Annotated in this window: 20 protein-coding genes; all 20 read right to left on the bottom strand. The window is 68.8% G+C overall.

Going from position 1 to position 21,730, the window contains the following annotated elements:
* Nucleotides 1-6 precede the first annotated feature (6 nt).
* The 20 genes from FBY39_RS13250 to aroC all read right to left on the bottom strand — a co-directional run bounded on the left by FBY39_RS13250 (nt 7) and on the right by aroC (nt 21,728).
* Nucleotides 7-1,410, bottom strand: a complete 1,404-nt coding sequence (locus FBY39_RS13250; protein WP_141932727.1) for an RsmB/NOP family class I SAM-dependent RNA methyltransferase — start codon at nt 1,408-1,410, stop codon at nt 7-9.
* Entirely contained in the window at nt 1,407-2,330 is a 924-nt protein-coding gene (gene fmt / locus FBY39_RS13245) for a methionyl-tRNA formyltransferase (RefSeq protein WP_141932726.1), read from the bottom strand. Before fmt ends, FBY39_RS13250 begins: the two co-directional genes overlap by 4 nt.
* Before the next feature lie 7 nt (nt 2,331-2,337).
* A complete protein-coding gene (locus tag FBY39_RS13240) occupies nt 2,338-4,299 on the bottom strand; it encodes a primosomal protein N' (protein WP_260837979.1) in 1,962 nt (653 codons plus the stop codon).
* Nucleotides 4,300-4,331: 32 nt separating this feature from the next.
* Complete coding sequence (metK, locus tag FBY39_RS13235; RefSeq protein ID WP_141932724.1) at nt 4,332-5,525, bottom strand: methionine adenosyltransferase; 1,194 nt, start codon at nt 5,523-5,525, stop codon at nt 4,332-4,334.
* Nucleotides 5,526-5,621: 96 nt separating this feature from the next.
* On the bottom strand, nt 5,622-5,876 hold the full coding sequence (gene rpoZ / locus FBY39_RS13230) for a DNA-directed RNA polymerase subunit omega (protein WP_141932723.1): 255 nt from the start codon (nt 5,874-5,876) through the stop codon (nt 5,622-5,624).
* A gap of 128 nt (nt 5,877-6,004) precedes the next feature.
* On the bottom strand, nt 6,005-6,901 hold the full coding sequence (gene gmk / locus FBY39_RS13225) for a guanylate kinase (protein WP_141932722.1): 897 nt from the start codon (nt 6,899-6,901) through the stop codon (nt 6,005-6,007).
* On the bottom strand, nt 6,894-7,757 hold the full coding sequence (gene pyrF, locus FBY39_RS13220) for an orotidine-5'-phosphate decarboxylase (RefSeq protein ID WP_141932721.1): 864 nt from the start codon (nt 7,755-7,757) through the stop codon (nt 6,894-6,896). Before pyrF ends, gmk begins: the two co-directional genes overlap by 8 nt.
* Nucleotides 7,754-11,041: a carbamoyl-phosphate synthase large subunit gene (carB, locus tag FBY39_RS13215; RefSeq protein ID WP_141932720.1), complete on the bottom strand. Its 3,288-nt coding sequence runs from the start codon at nt 11,039-11,041 to the stop codon at nt 7,754-7,756. Before carB ends, pyrF begins: the two co-directional genes overlap by 4 nt.
* Nucleotides 11,041-12,213, bottom strand: coding sequence for a glutamine-hydrolyzing carbamoyl-phosphate synthase small subunit (carA, locus tag FBY39_RS13210; RefSeq protein ID WP_141932719.1), 1,173 nt, complete (start codon nt 12,211-12,213; stop codon nt 11,041-11,043). Before carA ends, carB begins: the two co-directional genes overlap by 1 nt.
* The gene (locus tag FBY39_RS13205; RefSeq protein WP_141932718.1) at nt 12,210-12,719 is read right to left on the bottom strand and encodes a hypothetical protein; all 510 of its coding nucleotides are present in this window, start codon (nt 12,717-12,719) and stop codon (nt 12,210-12,212) included. Before FBY39_RS13205 ends, carA begins: the two co-directional genes overlap by 4 nt.
* The gene (locus FBY39_RS13200; protein ID WP_141932717.1) at nt 12,716-14,044 is read right to left on the bottom strand and encodes a dihydroorotase; all 1,329 of its coding nucleotides are present in this window, start codon (nt 14,042-14,044) and stop codon (nt 12,716-12,718) included. The genes FBY39_RS13205 and FBY39_RS13200 overlap by 4 nt, the downstream gene beginning before the upstream one ends.
* The gene (locus tag FBY39_RS13195) at nt 14,041-15,027 is read right to left on the bottom strand and encodes an aspartate carbamoyltransferase catalytic subunit (protein WP_141932716.1); all 987 of its coding nucleotides are present in this window, start codon (nt 15,025-15,027) and stop codon (nt 14,041-14,043) included. Before FBY39_RS13195 ends, FBY39_RS13200 begins: the two co-directional genes overlap by 4 nt.
* A complete protein-coding gene (pyrR, locus tag FBY39_RS13190) occupies nt 15,024-15,554 on the bottom strand; it encodes a bifunctional pyr operon transcriptional regulator/uracil phosphoribosyltransferase PyrR (protein WP_141932715.1) in 531 nt (176 codons plus the stop codon). Before pyrR ends, FBY39_RS13195 begins: the two co-directional genes overlap by 4 nt.
* 111 nt (nt 15,555-15,665) lie before the next feature.
* Nucleotides 15,666-17,240, bottom strand: a complete 1,575-nt coding sequence (locus FBY39_RS13185; protein WP_141932714.1) for a Rieske 2Fe-2S domain-containing protein — start codon at nt 17,238-17,240, stop codon at nt 15,666-15,668.
* Between the two features lie 75 nt (nt 17,241-17,315).
* Nucleotides 17,316-17,726, bottom strand: a complete 411-nt coding sequence (nusB, locus tag FBY39_RS13180; protein WP_141932713.1) for a transcription antitermination factor NusB — start codon at nt 17,724-17,726, stop codon at nt 17,316-17,318.
* A 4-nt stretch (nt 17,727-17,730) separates the two neighbouring features.
* Nucleotides 17,731-18,291, bottom strand: coding sequence for an elongation factor P (gene efp, locus FBY39_RS13175; protein WP_141932712.1), 561 nt, complete (start codon nt 18,289-18,291; stop codon nt 17,731-17,733).
* Nucleotides 18,292-18,435: 144 nt separating this feature from the next.
* The gene (locus tag FBY39_RS13170; protein WP_141932711.1) at nt 18,436-18,891 is read right to left on the bottom strand and encodes a type II 3-dehydroquinate dehydratase; all 456 of its coding nucleotides are present in this window, start codon (nt 18,889-18,891) and stop codon (nt 18,436-18,438) included.
* A 23-nt stretch (nt 18,892-18,914) separates the two neighbouring features.
* Complete coding sequence (gene aroB, locus FBY39_RS13165) at nt 18,915-19,991, bottom strand: 3-dehydroquinate synthase (RefSeq protein ID WP_141932710.1); 1,077 nt, start codon at nt 19,989-19,991, stop codon at nt 18,915-18,917.
* Complete coding sequence (locus tag FBY39_RS13160) at nt 19,988-20,512, bottom strand: shikimate kinase (RefSeq protein WP_141932709.1); 525 nt, start codon at nt 20,510-20,512, stop codon at nt 19,988-19,990. Before FBY39_RS13160 ends, aroB begins: the two co-directional genes overlap by 4 nt.
* Nucleotides 20,496-21,728, bottom strand: coding sequence for a chorismate synthase (gene aroC / locus FBY39_RS13155; protein WP_141932708.1), 1,233 nt, complete (start codon nt 21,726-21,728; stop codon nt 20,496-20,498). Before aroC ends, FBY39_RS13160 begins: the two co-directional genes overlap by 17 nt.
* Nucleotides 21,729-21,730: the final 2 nt, after the last annotated feature.

Here is a 21,730-nt window from a genome sequence, read left to right as displayed (position 1 = left end):
GAAGGCCTACCGCCGGCGCAGGAGCGAGATCGACATCGCGTCGGTGTTGTGGCGGTGCGGCCACAGCTGCGCACGCCCCGACCCATCGGCCTGGGGCAGCAGACCCGGGTCGGTCACGGATGCCGCCGTGACGGCATCCCGCGCCGAGAGTTCCTCGACCGCGTCGCCCCACTCGCGCGTCACCTCGGCGACGACGCCCGATGTCTCGGCGAGATGCGGAGAGCACGTGACGTAGGCCACGACTCCGCCGGGCGTGAGCGCCGAGATGGCTGACGAGAGGAGTTCGCGTTGGAGCGAGGTCAGATCGGGGATGTCTGAGGGCGCCTTCCGCCACCGCGCCTCGGGACGCCGACGGAGCGCACCGAGTCCCGTGCACGGCGCGTCCACGAGGATGCGGTCGTAAGTGCCCGGTGATTCGGCGGCCCGGACGCGCCCGTCCTCCTCGGTGACCGTCACCTCGAGTGGAACACCGGCGATCGCGCGGCGGACGAGACCCGCTCGCGCCGGTGAGATCTCGTTCGCCTCGAGCGTCGCACGATGGGCGAGCGCCTCCGCCGCGAGGACGGCCGTCTTCCCTCCCGGGCCGGCGCAGAGGTCGAGCCAACGCTCCCCCTGCTGGATGGGCTGTGCCGCGAGAAGAGCGAGCGCCGCGAGCTGCGAACCCTCGTCCTGCACGCGCAGTCGGCCTCCGGACGCACGGATCAGGGCGTCGGGGTCTCCCCCGCCGGCACGGAAGCCGAAAGGTGAGTAGGGGGTCCGCCGGGCATCGTCGGGGACGTCGGCGAGGCCGGGAAGCGCGGCCATCGTCACGCGGGGCGACGCGTTGTCGGCCGTGAGCAGCGCCTCCAGTTCGTCGGCCCGATCCTCGGCGGCCAGCGCCCTGCGAAAGGCGCGGACGACCCACACGGGATGCGAGAACAGGAGTCCGAGCCGCTCGTCGTCGGACCTCGCGGTGTCGGCGACCCGCATCATCCACTCCCCGGGCGTGTCACGCGAGATGCGACGGAGAACCGCGTTGACGAATCCGGCCGCTCCCCTCCCCGCTGCGCTGCGGGCGAGTTCGACGGACTCGTTGACGGCGGCATGCGAAGCGACTCGCGTCGAGAGAAGCTGGTGCACCCCGAGCCGGAGAGCATCGAGCACGGCGGGATCGATGTCGCGGACGTCGCGATCTGCCGCGAGCGCGATGACGGCATCGTACGTTCCCTCGCGGCGGAGGGTTCCGTAGGTGAGTTCCGTGCACAGCGCCGCGTCGGACCCCTCGAGTCCTGCGCGCTGCATCGCCGTCGGCAGGAACAGGTTGGCGTACGCATCCGACTCGTGGACGGCGCGCAGCGTCTCGTACGCGACCCTGCGCGATGTCTGCGTCGTCGTCCGTCCAGACGGCCGTTGATCTTCCGAGCGGCTCATGCGTCGGCCGTCAGTGTCTCGGTGCGAAGGCCCCGCCACCAGTCGGGGGCCCGCATCGCGGTGCGTCCTGCGGGCTGGACGGCGACAAGCTCGATCGGTGCGCCGGCGGTGCCGACGTACACGCGGCCCGCATCGAAGACGAACACGCCGGGGGCCGGCATCGGTGCACCCTCGCCCGCTTCCCGCGCTTCGAGGATCTTCAGGCGCGCACCTGCGACCGCCGTGCGTGCACCGGGCTCGGGAGTGACTCCACGGATGCGTGACAGCACACGAGCGTCCGTCTCCGTCCAGGAAACGAGTCCGTCGTCGTCGCCGAGCTTCGGCGCATACGTCGCTTCGCCGCTCTGCGGCGTCGTGACTGCCGTCCCGTTGGCGATGGCGTCGACCACGTCGACCAGAAGCGACGCGCCCGCATCCGACAGCGTGGTGAGGAGACTGCCGGAATCGGCGCCGGCAGGGACCGGAATCTCGATGTCGCGGTAGACATCGCCCGCATCGAGTTCGGGGACGAGGCGGAAGACGCTCGCACCCGTCACGGCGTCGCCCGCCATCACGGCTCTCTGGACGGGCGCCGCGCCGCGCCAGCGTGGAAGGAGAGAGAAGTGCAGATTGATCCAGCCGTGAGTCGGCGACGACAGCAGCGGCTCACGGACGAGCCCGCCGTAGGCGACGATGACGCCGAGCCCGGCATCGATGTCGGCGATGCGCGCGGTAGCCGCCTCGTCCAGGCGATCGGTCTTGTAGACCTCGAGCCCCAGGTCTTCGGCGGTTGCGGCGACCGGCGAGGGCGTCAGGATGCGCTTCCGACCCACCCGTGCGTCGGTCCGCGTGACGACGAGCGCGATCTCGTGTCGTGACTCCGCCAGCGCGCGCAAAGAGGGGACGGCGGCCTCGGGTGTGCCGGCGAAGACGAGACGCATGTTCTCCTCACAGATTCAGGTCGGGCACATCGACCCGCACTCTGAGTGTATTGCGAGGCGTCGGCGGTCGACCTTTCGCGGCCTTCCGTGCGCTCAGGGCATCGGCGACGACAGCGGCTCGCAGGGTCTCCGTCACGCGGGGACCGAGCGCGTAGTCGAACCGGACGAGCGCGCGCATCCCCGCGTCGGTCGGGACGGGGCCGAGAACGGCGGTGGCATCGAGCTGGGGCACGGCGGAGCGGAGTGCTGCGAGCGACGACTCCACGCCGCGGGACGCCCCTTCGATCGCCGCCACGCGGACTGTCGGCGGCATCCGCAGGGGGGCGCGCTCTGCCAGCTCCGCACGTGCGTACGCGGGCTGCGTCCACGTCGCGAAGGCACGGGCGATCGTCCCGCCCACCCCGACGAGATGCACCGGCGCTCCGGCGGCCGCGAGGGCTGCCGCGTTTGACCACCATCGCAGACAGGACTCCGCGATCCTCAGGTCTTCGGCCTGCAGCATCCGGTCGCCGTCGAGGAGGATGACCGCCCGGTAGCCCGCGGCCGCGATCGGTTCCGCACCCCTTGTCGCGACCACGAGGGCGGGCCGATCGTCGACGTGGAGGACGGGATGGTCGCCGTCGGCGACGATGATGCGGACGCCGGGAAACGCCCGGCCCAGCTCGTCGGCGGTGCGCTCGCTCCCCGAGGACGTCATCCGCAGGGTGTCCCCCGCGCATTCGCTGCACGCCCAGTCGTTCGCCGCCCGGCCGCACCAGCCGCACACCGGTGTGGCGCGGGGCCGCTTCGCGTGCAGCGGCCCTGCGCAGTGCGCGCACCGGGCGGGATGCCGGCAGCGCGTGCACACGAGAGTCGGGGCGTATCCCGGGCGCGCGACCTGCACCAGCACGGGCCCCTGCGTGACCGCCTCGCGAGCCGCCGCAAAAGCCGACGAGGGAACCCGTTCACCGCGGGACTCGCCCTCGCGATGCGCGCTCAGGACGATGCGCGGAGTCACGCGCCGCTCGGAGACGATCTCGCGCAGCCACCCGATCGAGACGAGACGTTCGACATCGGTCGTGCGGGTGTGCCCCGCGAAGACGAGAGCGGCCCCCTCGATCTCCTGTCTGACGAGCGCGGCGTCCCGGGCATGAACTCCGGGACTCAACGGCTCCGAGAGCAGCGGATCGCCGTCGTCCCAGATCGCGACGAGACCGACGTCGTGGGCCGGCGCGTAGACGGCGGATCTGTTGCCGACGACGACGACGGGGGCATCGGCGAGGATGCGGAGGTATCCCGCGTAACGCGACGGTCCGCTCTGGCGGGCGTCGGTCTGAACGACACCGCCGTCGGGCACGAGATCCGCGAGGGCGGCGACCACTTGAGCCTGATCGCGGTGGTCGGGTACGACGATGATGGCGCTGCGTCCGCGCGCGAGAGTGAGCGCCGCGCTCGCCGCGAGCAGTCGCGCCCACCCGCCGACGGTCGTGCCGTCCGGAAGGACAGTGAGGCGCGGAACAGCTTCGACGGCCATCCGTTCGGACTTCTCGAGGGCGTCGACGAGTCCGGGATACGTCGCGGTGATCTCGTCGGCGACCCGCAGCGCCTCGCTCTCGATGACGGGCGCCGCAGGACTGCCGGCGGCGAGGGCGGCCTTCTCGGCGCGGACCATGCGCTTGGGGATGACGAGGCGCAGGATGTCACTCGCGGAACCGGCTGCGCGATCGGCGACGCGGCGAGCCAGATCGTACAGACGCGGTGGCAGCACCGACACGCTCGAGACGACATCATCGACTTCGGAGAGAGGCCGGTCCGCCGAATCCTCCGTGCCCAGTTCCACGACGAGGGCGTCGACCATCCGGCCGGCCGTCCGCAGCGGGACTCGGACACGGGCGCCGCGGACGACGTCCTCGGCGAGGTGCTCCGGAATCGCGTAGTCGAAGAGGCGATCGAGCTGAGGGAGAGGCGAGTCGATGAGGACCCGTGCCACGGCCCGGGGTATCACCTCTCGTGCCGACTCTGTCAGAGTCCTGCCGACGCGCGCAGGTCGTCGGCACGGTCGGTGCGCTCCCACGTGAAGTCGGGAAGCTCTCGGCCGAAGTGACCGTATGCGGCGGTCTGAGCGTAGATCGGCCGAAGAAGATCGAGCTGATCGATGATCGCCTTCGGACGGAGGTCGAAGACGTCCAGGATCGCGCGTGTGATCGTCTCGTCGGACACGTGGCCCGTGCCGAACGACTCGACGTACAGACCGACCGGCTTGGCCTGTCCGATGGCATACGCGACCTGCACCTCGAGCCGGTCGGCGAGCCCCGCTGCGACGGCGTTCTTGGCGACCCATCGCAGGGCGTACGCGGCGGAGCGGTCGACCTTCGACGGATCCTTGCCGCTGAACGCACCGCCCCCGTGTCGCGCCGCACCGCCGTAGGTGTCGATGATGATCTTGCGCCCCGTGAGGCCCGCGTCACCCTTCGGGCCCCCGATGACGAACGGACCCGCCGGATTGATGATGAACCGCGTGCCGGACGTGTCGAGGCCTGTCATCTGGAGAACGGGTTCGATGACTTCGGCCTTGACGGCGGCGCGTAGTGCGGCGAGAGAGATGTCAGGCTGATGCTGCGTCGACAGCACGACCGTATCGACGGTCCGCGGCACAGCGCCGTCGTAGCCCAGAGTCACCTGCGTCTTGCCGTCGGGGCGCAGGAACGGGAGCGCCCCCGTGCGCCGCGCCTCTGTCAGTCGCTCGGCGAGTCGGTGAGCCGCCCAGATCGCGGTCGGCATGAGCTGCGGGGTCTCGTTGGTGGCGTACCCGAACATGATCCCCTGGTCACCGGCGCCGAGCGCGTCGACCGGGTCGGCGGATCCGCCCTCGCGGTGTTCGATCGCCGTCTCGACGCCGGCGGCGATGTCGCTCGACTGCTCGCCGATGGAGACGGTCACGCCGCAGGAGTCACCGTCGAACCCCGTTTCGCTGGACGTGTAGCCGATGCGGTTGACGACGCGGCGGACGATCCCGGGGATGTCGACGTATCCCTCCGTGCGCACTTCTCCCGCGACGTGGACGAGACCTGTCGTGACGAGGGTCTCCACGGCGACGCGGGCGTGGGGGTCCTGTGCGATGAGGCCGTCGAGGATCGAATCGGAGATCTGATCGCAGATCTTGTCGGGGTGCCCCTCCGTGACGGACTCGGAAGTGAACAGGCGCAACTCGGGCATCGACTCTCCAGGTGGGGTGGGCAAAACCAGTATGCCCCCGGGAGCAGACATCGACGCTCTCGGGGGCATGGGGCCGTCACAGACGGCGCACGGGTGTCAGTCGTTGTGACGCAGGCGCAGCTTGTCCTCGTGGATCTCGTGCAGCGCGATCGTCAGCGGCTTGTCCTCGACGGTGGAGTCGACGAGCGGCCCGACGTTGTCGAAGAGGTTGCCCTCGTGAAGGTCGGAGTAGTAGTCGTTGATCTGGCGCGCGCGCTTCGACGCGTAGATGACGAGCTGGTACTTCGAGTCGACCTTCCCGAGAAGGGCATCGATGGGGGGATCGATGATCCCCTGGTTCGTTCCTGCCATGGCGGAATCCTTCCGAGGCGAGTGGATGTCTGGGGCCGCGCGAGCGCGCGGACGCATCCGGCCATTCTACCCGAGACCCCGACGGGAGCGGACATCCGCGAGGGAACCGTCTGCGCGGGTCGGATTCGTCAGTCGACGAGCGTCGCGATCTCGTCCGCAGCGCGCGCCACGTCGTCGTTGACGACGCGATAGTCGAACTCGAACTGGGATGCCAGTTCGACCTTCGCCGTCCGAAGCCGACGCGCACGTTCCTCATCGTCCTCCGTGCCTCGCCCGACGAGCCGATCGACGAGTTCGTCCCAGCTCGGGGGCAGCAGGAAGACGAGCGTCGCGGACGGTTCCGCCGAGCGGACCTGGCGCGCACCCTGGAGATCGATCTCGAGGAGCACCGTGCGCCCTTCCGCGAGGGCCTCGTCGATGGGCGCGCGCGGAGTGCCGTAGCGGTGGCGATTGTGCACCGTCGCGTGCTCGAGCAGCTCTCCCGCCGCGATCATCCGGTCGAACTCATCGTCGTCGACGAAGAAGTAGTGCTCTCCGTCGACCTCGCCGGGGCGGGGTGAGCGCGTCGTCGCCGAGACGGAGAGCATGATCTCGGGGTGGTGGGACTTGATCTGGGCAGCCACGGTCCCCTTGCCGACCGCCGTCGGACCCGCGAGGACGAGAAGCCGGCTGCGTCCACGACGCGGGGCCGTCTCGGGCCACCGCGCATCCAGGAACCCGCGCAGATCGACGCGCTGGCGCGCCCCGAGTCCGCCCAGTCGCTTGACGGGAGAGATCCCCAGCTCGGCGAGGATCCGGTCGCGTTTGCCTTCGCCGATCGCAGGGATGCTCGTCAGGAATTCGGTGACACGCATCGCCCCGGCGGGCGACTCGGGTTCAGCGAGGGCGCGCTCGAGCAGCGCCTGCGGCGTGATGACGCGCGTCGCGACGTCTTTCTTGAGGGCCGCGCGCGCACGTCGGGCCGCAACGGCACGACGTGATGCTTCGACGCGATCGACCTCGGGGGGAGTTCGGGAATCAACCATCGGAACCCCCACCGTACAGGGCTGCGCGCTCCCTGATGCGCGCTGCGAGGCCGTCGGGTCCCGCGGAGAGGACGCTCCTGCTCTCCGACGCGATGACGTTCGCTGCGGCGGCGCCGAAGAGTCGCGGGAGATCGGCCGGATCGGCCCCCTGCGACCCGAACCCCGGTGCCAGGATGGGCGCTCCGCGCACGACGTCGTCGGACAGGCCGAAGGCGAGCCGGTCGACCGTCGCCCCCACGACGAGCCCGATCGGTCCGAGCTCTCCCCCGAAGGCCGCGGATCCGTTGACCCACGCCACGTCCGTCGCGACTCGCGCCGCGACGGTCTGTCCTTCCGTCGCGGCGACATCGACCGTGAGTGCCGTCTGAAGCGAGGCGGCCTCGGGATTGCTCGTGCCGGCGAGGACGAAGACGCCCTTGCCGTAGCGCACGGCCGCCGTGAGGGTGTCGCGCAGCGAGTCGGGCCCGAGATAGGGGCTGATGGTCACGGCATCCGATTCGAGCGGCGAGCCGGGAGCGAGCCATGCCTCGGTGTATCCCGCCATCGTGGATCCGATGTCGCCGCGCTTGGCATCCGCGATCGTCACGAGTCCCCTGCCGCGGGCCTCGGCGATGACCGCCTCGAGCGCTGCGTATCCGGCGGAGCCGAACCGTTCGAAGAAGGCGACCTGCGGTTTGACGAACCCGACGAGTCCCGTGGCGGCATCGACGACGCGCAGACCGAACTCGCGCACGCCCGTCGCCGAATCCGGCAATCCCCACTCCGCGAGGAGATGCGCGTGCGGATCGATCCCGACGCACAGCGGCCCTGCGCTGTCGAGTGTCGCGCGAAGTCGCCGCCCGAACGAGGGATTCATGTGCGGGCGGCCCTGTCCGCCGCGTACTCCTGGAGACTCTTGACCTGGAAGCCGCCGCGCAGCGCCGGGATCGCGCTGACCGCGGCGCCCAGCACCGCCATCGTCGTGAAGAGCGCCTTGTCGGCAGCAACGGCCGCCGCGCGGATCTCGTAGCCGTCGGCGCGTGCGAGCCCTCCCGACGGTGTGTTCACGATGATGTCGATGCGGCCGTCGTTGATGAGGTCCACGACGTTGGTCTCGCCCGTCTCGGCTGTCGCCGAGTACTTCGCGACGACCTCGACATCGATGCCGTTGCGGCCGAGGATCTCGGCCGTGCCCTCGGTCGCGATGATCCGGTAGCCGAGTTCCTGCAGACGATGGGCGGGAAGGATCGCGGCACGCTTGTCGCCGTCGGAGACCGAGATGAAGACGGTCCCGCTCAGCGGGACGCCGCCGTACGCGGCCTCCTGCGACTTCGCGAACGCTGTCGGGAAGTCGCGGTCGATACCCATGACCTCGCCGGTGGAGCGCATCTCGGGACCGAGGACGGAGTCGACCATGAGGCCCTCCTTCGTCCGGAACCGCTTGAACGGGAGCACAGCCTCCTTGACGGCGACGGGCGCGTCGAGAGGGACGCGTGACCCGTCCTGTGCGGGGAGGAGTCCCTCGTCGATGAGCTCCGCGATCGTCGACCCCGCCATGATGCGCGCCGCCGCCTTCGCGAGCGGGATGCCGAGGGCCTTCGAGACGAAGGGAACCGTGCGGCTCGCACGCGGATTCGCCTCGATGACGTACAGGACGCCCGCGGATACGGCGAACTGGACGTTGAGGAGTCCGCGCACGCCGATTCCCTCGGCGATCGCCCTGGTCGCGACGCGCACGCGATCGACCTCGGTGCGGCCGAGCGACATCGGCGGCAGCGAGCAGCTCGAGTCACCCGAGTGGATTCCGGCTTCTTCGAGGTGCTCCATCACGCCACCGACGTACAGCTCATGACCGTCGAACAGGGCGTCGACGTCGATCTCGATCGCGTCATCGAGGAACCGGTCGACCAGGAGCGGGAGCCCCGGACCGATGATGGCCTGGTCAGCGATCCGCGCGAAGTAGTCGTGCAGACTCTCGGTGTCGTACACGATCTCCATGCCGCGACCGCCGAGGACGAAGCTCGGACGTACGAGGACCGGGTAACCGATCTCCTCCGCGATCGTCACGGCGCCGTCGACGTCGATCGCCGTGCCGTGGCGGGGCGCGACGAGCCCGGCCGCGTGGAGGAGCTGCGAGAACTGCTCGCGCTCCTCGGCGATGTCGATCGCGGCGGGACTCGTTCCGAGGATGCGGTATCCGGCCTCCTCGATGCCCTTCGCGAGACCGAGCGGCGTCTGACCGCCGAGCTGGCACACGACGCCGAGGATCTCTCCCGAGCGGGACTCCGCGTGGAGGACCTCGAGCACATCTTCGAGCGTCAGCGGCTCGAAGTAGAGGCGGTCGCTCGTGTCGTAGTCGGTCGAGACGGTCTCGGGATTGCAGTTGACCATGACGGTCTCGAACCCCGCGGCGGAGAGGGCGAACGATGCGTGCACGCACGAGTAGTCGAACTCGACGCCCTGGCCGATGCGGTTGGGACCCGAGCCGATGATGACGACCTTCGTGCGTTCGGACGGCGTCACTTCGGTCTCGTGGTCGTAGCTGGAGTAGTGGTAGGGCGTGAGCGCCGGGAACTCCCCCGCACACGTGTCGACGGTCTTGTAGACGGGCCGGATCCCGAGCGCATGACGGATGCCGCGCACCTCCGCTTCCGTGATCCCCCGCAGCTGCGCGAGCTGGGCGTCGGAGAAGCCGTGGTCCTTCGCGACCCGCAGCGCCGCCGCGTCGAGCTCGTCTGCGTCCGCGACGAACGACGCCACTTCGTTGATGAGGACGATCTGATCGAGGAACCAGGGATCGATCTTCGTCGCGTCGAAGGCCTGCTCGATCGTGGCGCCGGCGCGCAGCGCCTGCTGCAGCACGACGATCCGTCCGTCGGTCGGCGTCTTCGCGATCTCGAGGAGTTCGTCCACGGAGCGCGGCTCCGGACCCCAGTGGAAGCTCGACCCGCGCTTCTCGAGCGATCGCAGGGCCTTCTGCAGCGCGGAGGCGTAGTTGCGTCCGATGGCCATGGCCTCACCGACGGACTTCATCGTGGTGGTCAGCGTCGTGTCGGCCGCCGGGAACTTCTCGAAGTTGAAGCGCGGCACCTTGACGACGACGTAGTCCAGGGTCGGCTCGAAGCTGGCGGGCGTGACCTTGGTGATGTCGTTGGGGATCTCGTCGAGCCGGTAGCCGATCGCGAGCTTCGCGGCGATCTTCGCGATGGGGAACCCCGTCGCTTTGGACGCGAGGGCCGAAGAGCGCGAGACGCGCGGGTTCATCTCGATGACGATGATGCGCCCCGTCTTCGGGTCGACCGCGAACTGGATGTTGCAGCCGCCCGTGTCGACTCCGACGGCGCGGATGATGTCGATGCCGATGTCGCGGAGCTTCTGGTACTCGCGGTCGGTCAGGGTGAGGGCGGGCGCGACGGTGATCGAGTCGCCCGTGTGCACACCGACCGGATCGACGTTCTCGATGGAGCAGACGACGACGGTGTTGTCGGCCGTGTCGCGCATGAGCTCGAGCTCGTACTCCTTCCAGCCCAGGATCGATTCCTCGAGGAGGACCTCGGTCGTGGGCGAGTCGCGGAGGCCCGCACCCGCGATGCGGCGGAGGTCGGTCTCGTCGTAGGCGAATCCCGATCCGAGGCCGCCCATCGTGAACGACGGGCGCACGACGAGCGGGTAGCCGAGCTCCGCGGCCCCCGCGAGCACTTCGTCCATCGTGTGGCAGATGCGGCTGTCGGCGACGTCCGCTCCCGAATCCAGCACGAGCTGCTTGAAGATCTGGCGGTCCTCGCCTTTGTTGATGGCCTCGAAGTTCGCGCCGATGAGCTCGATGTCGTACTTCTCGAGGATGCCGTGCTTGTGCAGGTCGATCGCCGCGTTGAGTGCCGTCTGGCCGCCGAGGGTCGGGAGGATCGCGTCGGGACGCTCCTTGGCGATGATCGACTCGATCACCTGCCACGTGATCGGCTCGATGTACGTCGCATCCGCGAAGTCGGGGTCGGTCATGATCGTCGCAGGGTTGGAGTTGACGAGGATGACGCGGACGCCCTCCTCGCGCAGCACTCGGCATGCCTGCGTCCCGGAGTAGTCGAATTCGCAGGCCTGGCCGATCACGATCGGGCCGGAGCCGATGACCAGGACGCTGTTGATGTCGTCGCGCTTGGGCATTATCCCTGTGCCTCCTCGGCGGGGTGCTGAACCTTCGGGGTGTTCTCGCGCACGAGATCGGCGAACCTGTCGAAGAGGTAGTTCGCGTCGTGCGGTCCTGCGGCCGCCTCGGGGTGGTACTGCACCGAGAACGCGGGGATGTCGAGGGCGCGAAGCCCTTCGACGACCTTGTCGTTGAGGCCGACGTGGCTCACCTCGACACGTCCGTAGCCGTGGGGGCTCTCGAACTCCCCCTCGATCGGCGCGTCGACGGCGAAGCCGTGATTGTGCGACGTGATCTCCACGCGGCCTGTGGCTTTGTCGAGGACGGGCTGGTTGATCCCGCGGTGACCGAACGGGAGCTTGTACGTGCCGAGTCCGAGCGCGCGCCCGAGCAGCTGATTCCCGAAGCAGATCCCGAAGAACGGGAGACGGTCGTCGAGGACGGCACGCAGGAGCTCGACGTGATCCCCGGATGCGGCGGGGTCGCCGGGACCGTTCGAGTAGAAGACCGCCACGGGATCGATCGCGCGGATCTGGTCGATCGTCACGTTCTGCGGGAGGACGTGGACCTCGAATCCGCGCTCTGCGAGATTCTCGATCGTCGCCTGCTTGACGCCGAGGTCGAGCACCGCCAGGTTGCCGATCCGCTCGCCGCGGGCGGGGGTGACTTCTGCCGCTCCCACCGAGACGACGGACGACAGGTTGAGGCCCGTCATCTCGGGCGCCTCGGCGACGATCCGCAGTTGATCCTCCGGGTCGATCGCGGCGGCGTCTCCCGAGAAGATCCCACCGCGCATGCTCCCGGCCGCGCGAATGTGACGGGTGACGGCGCGGGTGTCGATCCCGCTGATCCCGACGATCCCGTCGGAGACGAGCGCGTCGTCCAGCGACTCGTCCGCACGCCAGTTGGACACGACGCGCGAGGGGTCGCGCACGATGTATCCGGCCACCCAGATGCGGCGCGACTCGGGATCTTCGTCGTTCATGCCGGTGTTGCCGATGTGGGGCGCCGTCTGCAGCACGATCTGGCCGGCGTACGACGGGTCGGTCAGTGTCTCCTGGTATCCGGTCATCCCGGTCGCGAAGACGACTTCGCCGAGAGTCGTGCCGATCGCGCCGTAGGCGCGGCCCACGTGCCGGGTGCCGTCCTCGAGGACGAGGACGGCGGGATCGGTGGTGAAGAGTGTCATGTGTCGCTTCCCGTCTGGGTCGGGTGGGAGATGCCCGCGATCGCATCGGCGAGTACTCGCGACGACACATCTTGCGGGCGGAGGTAGGAGTCGACGATCGTGTCGTCGTCGAGGCGCCACGACAGGCGCACGAGACCGTCCTTCTCGACGACGCGGTCGATCGCGACCGTCGCCTGCGCGACGTCGGTGATCCGCGCGACGGGGAAGAAGATCCGTGGCTTTCCCGTCAGATCGACGGCCACCCCGGCATCCGTCACCGTCACGTCCGCGCGCGAGCGGAAGCCGAGCCCGCCGATCGCGAGTCGCTCGAGAGGCTGGTCGTGCACCGTCGTCGCGACGTACAGCGCGGTGAAGCGCCCGACGATGACCGCGGTGTCGGGAAGCTCGCCGACCGGTGCGCGCAGGCCCGCGTCGCGGCGCGTCCGCCGCCACCAGGCGATGCCCGCGAGCACGACGATGAGAGCGGCCGTGCCGATCATGACGGCCACGGCACCTTCCCACGTCACGACAGGACTCCCGGGCGTTCCAGGACTGCCCCGTCGACGACGGTGGGAAGGCCGCGGTAGACGGTCCAGCGGACCTCGCCGGGGAGCTCGCGGCCCACATAGGGCGAGTTCTTGCTGCGGCCTCGCAGATCCTGAAGCGAGAACGGGCGAACGGGCGAGGGATCGTGAAGCGTCAGAGATGCCGGGGCGCCCACCTCGAGCGGCGTTCCGTGGCCGGCGAGGCGGCCGATGCGAGCGGGCGTTCGCGACATCACCCGCGCGACGTCGGCCCAATCGAGGAGGCCCGTCTCGATCATCGCCTGCTGCACGACGCGCAGTGCGCTCTCGAGACCGACCATGCCGTTGGCCGCCGCTTGCCACTCGCAGGCCTTCGCCTCGGCCGGATGAGGGGCGTGATCCGTCGCGACGATGTCGATCGTCCCGTCGGCCAGGCCCTCGCGGACGGCGCGCACATCCTCCTCGCGCCGCAGCGGCGGGTTGACTTTGAAACGCGCGTCGTAGCCGTGCACGAGATCGTCCGTGAGGAGGAGGTGGTGCGGCGTGACTTCGGCCGTCACGTCGACGCCGCGCTTCTTGGCCCAGCGGATGATGTCGACGGATCCGGCTGTCGACAGATGGCAGACGTGCAGACGAGATCCGACGTGCTCCGCGAGCAGGACGTCTCGCGCGATGATCGACTCCTCGGCGACGGCGGGCCACCCCGCGAGGCCCAGTTCGGCCGAGACCGAGCCTTCGTTCATCTGGGCGCCCTCAGTGAGGCGCGGGTCCTGCGCATGCTGCGCGACGACGCCGTCGAACGCCTTCACGTATTCGAGCGCGCGGCGCATGATGAGCGGATCCCAGACGCAGAAGCCGTCATCGCTGAAGACGCGGACGCGCGCCCGCGAATCCGCCATCGCGCCGAGTTCTGCCAGGCGCTCGCCGCGCTGTCCGATCGTCACGGCGCCGATGGGCTGCACCGTGACGAAGCCTGCGGCCTCCCCCAGTGCGAGCTCCTGCTCGACGACGCCCGCCGTGTCGGCGACCGGCGACGTGTTCGGCATCGCGAACACGGCCGTGAAGCCGCCCGCGGCGGCGGCGCGCGATCCGGTCAGGATCGTCTCGGATGCCTCGTAGCCGGGCTCGCGGAGGTGCGTGTGGAGGTCGACGAGTCCGGGCAGGGCGATGAGGCCCTCGGCATCCACGACCGTCGCTCCGGCTCGCGTGACCCCCGTACCGATCTCGGCGATGACACCGTTCTCGAGCAGGATGTCTGCCGCGGCGCCGCCCTCGACCGCAGCACCGCGGATCAGGATGACGGGGGGCGTGTTCTGTCCAGCGGTCATCCGAGGTTCTCGCCTTCTGCGCGCATCGACTGCTCTCGTTCGGGTCGCTCCCCCGCCAGCAGCAGGTACAGCACGGCCATCCGGACCGAGACACCGTTCGCCACCTGCTCGAGCACCGTCGAGCGAGGCGAATCGGCGGCTTCGGCGGAGATCTCCAGACCCCGGTTCATGGGCCCGGGGTGCAGGACAATGCTACCCGCAGGGAGGGCCGCGGAGCGCCGGGCGTCGAGGCCCCACCGCCGCGAATACTCCCGTTCAGTCGGGAAATACGCGGCATTCATGCGCTCCAGCTGGATGCGGAGCATCATGAGGGCGTCGGGTGCCGCGGCGATCGCCTCGTCGAGGTCGTAGACGATACGCACGGGCCAGTCCGAGACGTTCTGCGGCACGAGGGTGGGAGGCGCGACGAGAGTGACGTGGGCGCCGAGGGCATCGAGGAGCCAGACGTTGGAGCGTGCGACGCGGGAGTGCAGGATGTCGCCGACGATCGTCACCGTCATACCGTCGAGGTCACGGCCGCGGCTACCGGCTCCGTAGCGGCGCTTGCGCATCGTGAAGGCATCCAGGATGGCCTGGGTCGGATGCTCGTGGGTGCCGTCTCCCGCGTTGACGACGCCCGCGGTGATCCAGCCGCTCGTGGCGAGCGTTCGCGGAGCTCCCGAGGCGCCGTGGCGGATGACGACGGCGTCGGCGCCCATCGCCTGCAGGGTCTGGGCGGTGTCCTGCAGCGACTCCCCTTTCGAGACGCTGGAACCCTTGGCCGAGAAGTTGATGACGTCGGCCGAGAGACGTTTCGCGGCCGCTTCGAAGGAGATCCTCGTTCGGGTGGAGTCTTCGAAGAAGAGGTTCACGACGGTCTTGCCGCGCAGCGTCGGGAGCTTCTTGACCTCCCGCTGCTGCGTGTCGGCCATGTCCTCTGCCACATCGAGGATCGCGATCGCGTCGTCGCGGGTGAGTGTGCGCGTGTCGAGAAGATGCCTCATGACTCGATCGTCACCTCCTCGATGCCGTCGACGTCGGCGAGTCGCACGTTGACCCGCTCTTCGCGTGAGCTCGGCAGGTTCTTGCCGACGAAGTCGGGTCGGATCGGCAACTCGCGATGCCCGCGATCGATGAGCGTCGCGAGGCGGACCACGGTCGGCCGCCCGATGTCCTGGAGGGCGTCGAGCGCGGAGCGGATGGTGCGGCCCGAGAACAGCACGTCATCGACGAGGATCACGACCTTGCCGTCGACACCGCCCGCGGGGATCTCGGTCGGCTGCGGGGATCGCGTGGGGTGACGGTGGAGGTCGTCGCGGTACATCGTGACATCGAGGGCCCCGACGGGGACGGAGCTGCCGCCGAACTCGGTCAGCAACGCCCCGATGCGGTGCGCGAGAGTCGCGCCGCGAGTGGGGATGCCGAGGACGACGAGTCCTTCCGGGCCCTTATTCGACTCGAGGATCTCGTGGGAGATCCGAGTCAGCGCTCGGGCGATGTCGGCTTGGTGCAGCACGGTGCGCGTGCTCATCCGCCGCTCCCTTCTCCGCCTCACAGGACGGGATTAAAGGTTGCTCTGGTGCCTTCCACCCTACCGGGCGTCGCGACGTCTGTCCGCCCGAGCCGCGCGATCGGGCGGAGATCAGGCCGCAGGGCTCGACGCTGCTCCGTGCGCGTCGTCCTCTGCCCGGGACGACCGGATGGGGTGGCCCTGCGTCGTCAGGCAGCGCCCGCTCGCGAGGTCCCACTTCCAGTCGTGCAGCGAGCAGGTGAGGACGCCGTCCTCGATCTTGCCCGTCTTCGTGAGATCCGCGCGGAGGTGCGGGCAGCGCCGCTGCACGGTCCAGTCGCCGAGCTGTGCGTCCTCGGTCTGGTCGGTCTGCTCGGCATACCAGTTCTCGACGTACTCGATGCGGTCACGCGACAGGCACTTGAGGAACGTCGTGAGGAACTCATTGAACTTCCCGCTTCGTCCGACCTCGAACTGCATCGAGAGGAAGATGGAGTTCGACCAGTCGATCTCGTGGTCGGCGATGTTCGTCGACACGAGGTCTGCCGGGATCGTGTACCAGTAGACGCATTCCTCGCCCGCGTACTCCCGAACTTTCGCCTTCGGGAAGTCGACGACCATGTCGAGATCGCCGATCCGGAAACGCACGTTGCCGCCCACGCCGTTGCGGATGGTGCGCGCGCGGCGGAGCAGCGGCTCCCACCACTCCTTGATCGCGGCGAGCATCTCCTCGGGCGCAAGAACCTCGGCGCGTGCCGACTCTTCTGCCACGACCTCGGACTGGCGAGCATCGCGTTGCTCCGCGAGGTACGCCCACTTGTCGTCGAAGATCCGGTCGATCTCCTCTTTCGAGTACAAGGTCTGCGAGACGACGAGCTCGCCGTGGTCGAGGTCGACCTGCGTCCCGGGGACGAATTCGTACCCCTTCTGAGCGGGCCGTTGTTCGCGCATGTGAGCGAGGAACTGCCGCTGATCCGTGAAGATCGAGTCGTTCTGGAGTCCGTATCCGTTGAACCGGAAAAGCTCTTCGCGGAGGAACATCGGGGGCCCCGCCATGGGGAAGACGTGTTCGGCGTCGACCTTCTCGATGTAGTACATCGCCCGCTTGTTCTGCGCGTCGCGCTTGAGCTGCGCGAAGTTCTGCTTCGACGCCTCGGGAAGGTCGTAGACCATGGGCCACCAGATGGCTCCGGAGACCTGCGTGAAGTACGCCTCGGGCTTCGAGAACGACAGCAGCTTCTCGAGATCGAGCGGGTGGGAGTCGTTCTGGTTCAGGATGCTCGCGGTGCCGTCGTCCACCGAGAGCGAGGAGTCGCCGATCGGTCCGTCGCTCGGAGCCCGTAGCGGCGTCACCATGATCTTCAGATCGCCGTACTCCAGCGGCACGCCCGACTGCGTGTAGACGATGTTGTCGTACCCGAGGCGGCGGAGGTCCTGCTCGAGGTCGTCGGTCGGGTAGTCGGGCAGGAGCACGGAAACGGTCTTGGGCACGTAGCGCTCGAGGAGCGCCGGATCGAAGTGATCGCGGTGGCGGTGCGAGATGTAGAGGAAGTCCGCCTGTCCGAAACGCTCCCAGTCGAGCCCCCGGTTGTCGGGGAAGGGAAACCACGACCCGAAGAAGCTGGGTCCGATGACGGGGTCGCAGAGGATGCTGCCGCCCCGCGTCTCGATGAACATCCCGGCGTGGCCGAGCCCTGTGATGCGCATAGGTCGATCCCTTCCGATGTCGAGTGTAGGCAGGCGTCCGCTCCGGCACGGGGCGTCGCGCCGGGGAAAACCCGATCAGGCGGAGCGGGAGATGCGTCCGAGAACGCCGTGCACGAAAGCGCCGGAGTCGTCGGTCGAATACTCCTTTGCGAGCTCGACCGCTTCGTCGATCGCGACGGCGGCGGGCACCTCGTCGTTGAAGAGGATCTCCCACACGCCGATGCGCAGAACCGCCCGATCGACGGCAGGCATCCGTTCGAGGGTCCAGTCCTTCGCGAACGTCGTGATCTGCTCGTCGATCGCGTCGCGATTGTCGATGACGCCGTCCACGATCTCGCGGGCGTAGAGCCACGACGTCTCGCGCGCCGGTTCGCTCGCGGCGCGCTTGGCCTCGGCGGCGAGCACGGTCGCCAGCTCGTCGCCGCGGACGTCGGACTGGAAGAGGATGTCGAGCGCGCGTTTGCGCGCCTTGCTGCGGGCGCTCACGCGGTCAGTTCACACGGCCGAGGTAGTCGCCCGTGCGCGTGTCGACCTTGACCTTCGTCCCCTGCTCGACGAACAGCGGCACCTGGATCTCGTAGCCCGTCTCGACGGTCGCGGCCTTGGTGCCGGCCGACGAGCGGTCGCCCTGCAGCCCCGGCTCGGTGTACGTGATCTCGAGCACGACGGATGCCGGCAGCTCGACGTAGAGCGGGTTGCCGTTGTTGAGGGCGATCTGCACCTGCTGGTTCTCGAGGAGGAAGTTCGATGCGTCGCCGACAGTCGCGGCGGGAACGTTGATCTGGTCGTAGTCCTCGACGTCCATGAAGACGAAGTTGTCGCCGTCGTTGTACAGGTACGTGAAGTCGCGGCGGTCGACGTTCTCGATCTCGATCTTCGCCCCGGCGTTGTAGGTGCGGTCGACGACCTTGCCTGAGACGACGTTCTTGAGCTTCGTGCGGACGAACGCTCCACCCTTGCCCGGCTTGACGTGCTGGAACTCGATGACGTTCCAGAGCTGTCCGTCGATGCTCAGGACGACGCCGTTCTTGATGTCTGCGGTGGATGCCATAACTGGATGAAGTCCGTTCGTGTGAGGAAGCCGATCGCGTCGCCCCGGGGCGGTGCGCACACCGGGGCTGTCGAAGTCATCGCGGGACGCGCCGACGTTCGAGTCTAAAGGATGCCTCGCGGAGGCGCAGGAAAGGGTCTCGACTCATCCGTCTGCCTGGCCTGTCAGCACGTCGATGAGGCGGAGGGTCGCGGTCTCGTACCCGCCCACTCCCTCGCCGGCGACATGGACGATCGCGACATCCTCGACGTAGGAGTGATGGCGGAACGACTCGCGCTCACGCGGGTTCGAGATGTGGATCTCGGCGACGGGAAGGGCGACGCCCGCGAGTGCGTCCCGGAGGGACACCGAGGTGTGCGTGAGTCCGCCGGGGTTGATGACGATTCCCGCGCAGTCCTCCCGTGCGGCGTGGATCCCGTCGATCAGGACGCCTTCGTGGTTGCTCTGGATCGCACGGATCGCATAGCCGCGCGACGCGGCGGCATCCGAGACGATTCTCTCGACGTCGGCGAGCGTCGACGTTCCGTAGACCTCGGGCTCCCGCGTACCCAGGAGGTTCAGATTCGGTCCGTTGACGAGGAGGAGACGGCGTTCGGTCACGACATCACGATACCCATGGGCGCTCAGCCGACGACCTCCTGGTAGGCGGCGAACAGGAGCGATTCATCGGGGGCCTGCAACACGGTCGGGCGTGCGATGTCGTCCAGGACGATGAAGCGGAGCATCCCCGCGCGGGACTTCTTGTCGCGCTGCATCGTCGAGAGGAGCTGCGGCCATGCTCCCGCGCGATATGTGGTCGGCAGTCCCAGCAGTTCGAGGACATCGCGATGCCGCTGTGCGACGTCGTCGGAGAGGCGACCCGCGAGCCGCGAGAGCTCTGCCGCGAAGACCATCCCGACCGAGATCGCCGCGCCGTGACGCCAGCGATAGCGCTCAGCATGCTCGATCGCGTGGCCGAGCGTGTGGCCGTAGTTGAGGATCTCGCGCAGACTCGCCTCCCGGAAGTCCTCGCTCACGACACGGGCCTTCATGTCGATCGCGAGTTCGATCGAACGTCGGAAGGCGTCGCTGCGCGGATCAGTCGCGGCGGCGGGGTCGGCTTCGATGAGGTCGAGGATCTCGGGGGCCCAGATGAACCCCGCCTTCACGACCTCCGCGAAGCCCGCCACCATCTCGTTCCTCGAGAGCGAGTCGAGCATGTCGAGGTCGCACACGACGGTCGTCGGTGCCCAGAAGGCGCCGACGAGGTTCTTTCCCTCCGCTGTGTTGACGCCTGTCTTGCCCCCCACCGAAGCGTCGACCATTCCCAGCACGGTAGTCGGCACCTGGACGAGATCCACGCCGCGGAGCCACGTCGCGGCGACGAAACCTGCGAGGTCGGTGACCGCTCCCCCGCCGAAGCCCACGACGACGTCGGTCCGCGTGAAGTCGGCCTTGCCCATCACCTGCCAGCAGAACGCGGCGACCTCGATCCGCTTTCCCGCTTCCGCGTCAGGGATCTCGGCGAGGAGCACTTCGCGTTCTCCGACGAGAGTCGCGCGGAGCGATTCCGCCGCGGCCGCGAGTGTCGGAGGGTGGACGATGAGGACCTTTCGTGCGGCGTCGGGGAGCCGATCGCCCAGCGTCGCGAGCAATCCTCGGCCCACCGTGACGTCGTAGCGGGAGTCGCCCGTGACCGTGATCGTGGTCGGAGTGCTCATGAGTCTTCCTTCTCGGTGTCTCGCACCCACGCGACGACGTTCTCGACGACGTGCGCGAGCGGACCGCTCGAGGTGTCGAACGTGACGTCGGCGAGTTCTTCGTACAGCGGCCGGCGCTCCGCATAGATGGCCTTCCAGCGCTCGAGCCCGCCGTCACCCGCAAGGAGCGGGCGGGCCGAGCCGAGCACGCGGCCCGCGACGACGCGGGGCTCGACGGTCAACAGCACGACGCGCTGGTCCCGCAGCGCGGCGCGCGTCTCGGCATCCGTCACGGCGCCGCCCCCGAGCGACACGATGCCGCCCGTGGCGAGCCCCGCCCGTACGGCGTCGCGCTCGAGGGCGCGGAAGTGCGGCTCGCCCTGCTCGGCGAAGATCGTCTCGATCGGTCCGTGCGCACGCGTGATCGCGACGTCGCTGTCATAGAAGGTGCGGCCGAGCGTCTTGGCCACGCGCTTCCCGATGCTCGTCTTGCCCGCGCCCATCGGACCGATCAGGACGACGGCGTCAGAGCGCGACGTCATGCTCGGCGAGCAGCGCCGCGTCGGTCGCCGCGCTCGTGCGGAGCGTTTCGGGGATCGCGGCGAGGTAGCCGTCGAGGTTCCGCCGGGTCTCGGCGACGCTGTCGCCGCCGAACTTCTCCAGCACGGCACCCGCGAGCGTGATCGCCACCATGGCCTCCGCGACGACTCCGGCCGCCGGGACGGCGCACACGTCAGAACGTTGGTGGTGCGCCGACGCCGCCTCGCCCGACGTGACATCCACGGTCCGCAGCGCGCGGGGAACCGTCGCGATCGGCTTCATTCCCGCCCGCACGCGCAGCACGGTGCCGGTGGACATTCCGCCCTCGGTGCCGCCGGCCTTGTCGGAGGATCGCGTGATGCCGTCATATGTCGAGAACAGTTCATCGTGGGCAGCCGAGCCACGTCGGCGCGTCGTCTCGAAGCCGTCACCCACCTCGACACCCTTGATCGCTTGGATGCTCATGAGAGCCTCCGCGAGCTTCGCGTCGAGGCGGCGGTCCCAGTGCACGTGAGAGCCGAGGCCCGGAGGCAGGCCGTAGGCGAGGACCTCCACGATGCCGCCCAGCGTGTCGCCGTCCTTGCGCGCGGCATCCACCTCGGCGACCATCGCGGCGCTCGTCTCGGCGTCGAAGCAACGCAGCGGATCGGCGTCGAGTGCATCGACGTCGTCGGGCAGGGGAAGCGGCGACCCGTCCGGCACGCGCACGGGCCCGATCGAGAGGGTGTGGCTGACGAGCCGGATGTCGAGTTCCGCAAGAAAGGCGCGGGCGACGGCGCCCAGTGCGACGCGGGCGGCTGTCTCTCGTGCGCTCGCGCGCTCGAGGATCGGGCGAGCTTCGTCGAAACCGTACTTCTGCATGCCGACGAGGTCGGCGTGACCGGGCCGGGGGCGGGTCAGAGCCGCACCTCGACCGCGTGACTTCTCGGTCAGCTCGATCGGCTCGGGGTTCATGACCTCGATCCACTTGGGCCACTCGGTGTTGCCGATGCGCAGAGCGATGGGGCTCCCCAGCGTCCGTCCGTGGACGACACCCGACGAGATCGTCAGTTCGTCCTCTTCGAACTTCATCCGCGAGCCGCGACCGTAGCCGAGCTTGCGGCGCGCCAGATCGGCCTGGATGGCGGCCCGGGAGACGAGGACACCGGAGGGCAGACCCTCCATGATGGCGACCAGTTCGGGGCCGTGAGATTCACCGGCAGTGAGCACTCGGAGCATTG

It is taken from the genome of Microbacterium sp. SLBN-146 (assembly GCF_006715145.1).
Lineage (GTDB): Bacteria > Actinomycetota > Actinomycetes > Actinomycetales > Microbacteriaceae > Microbacterium.
This window is presented reverse-complemented; position numbering and strand designations above follow the sequence as displayed.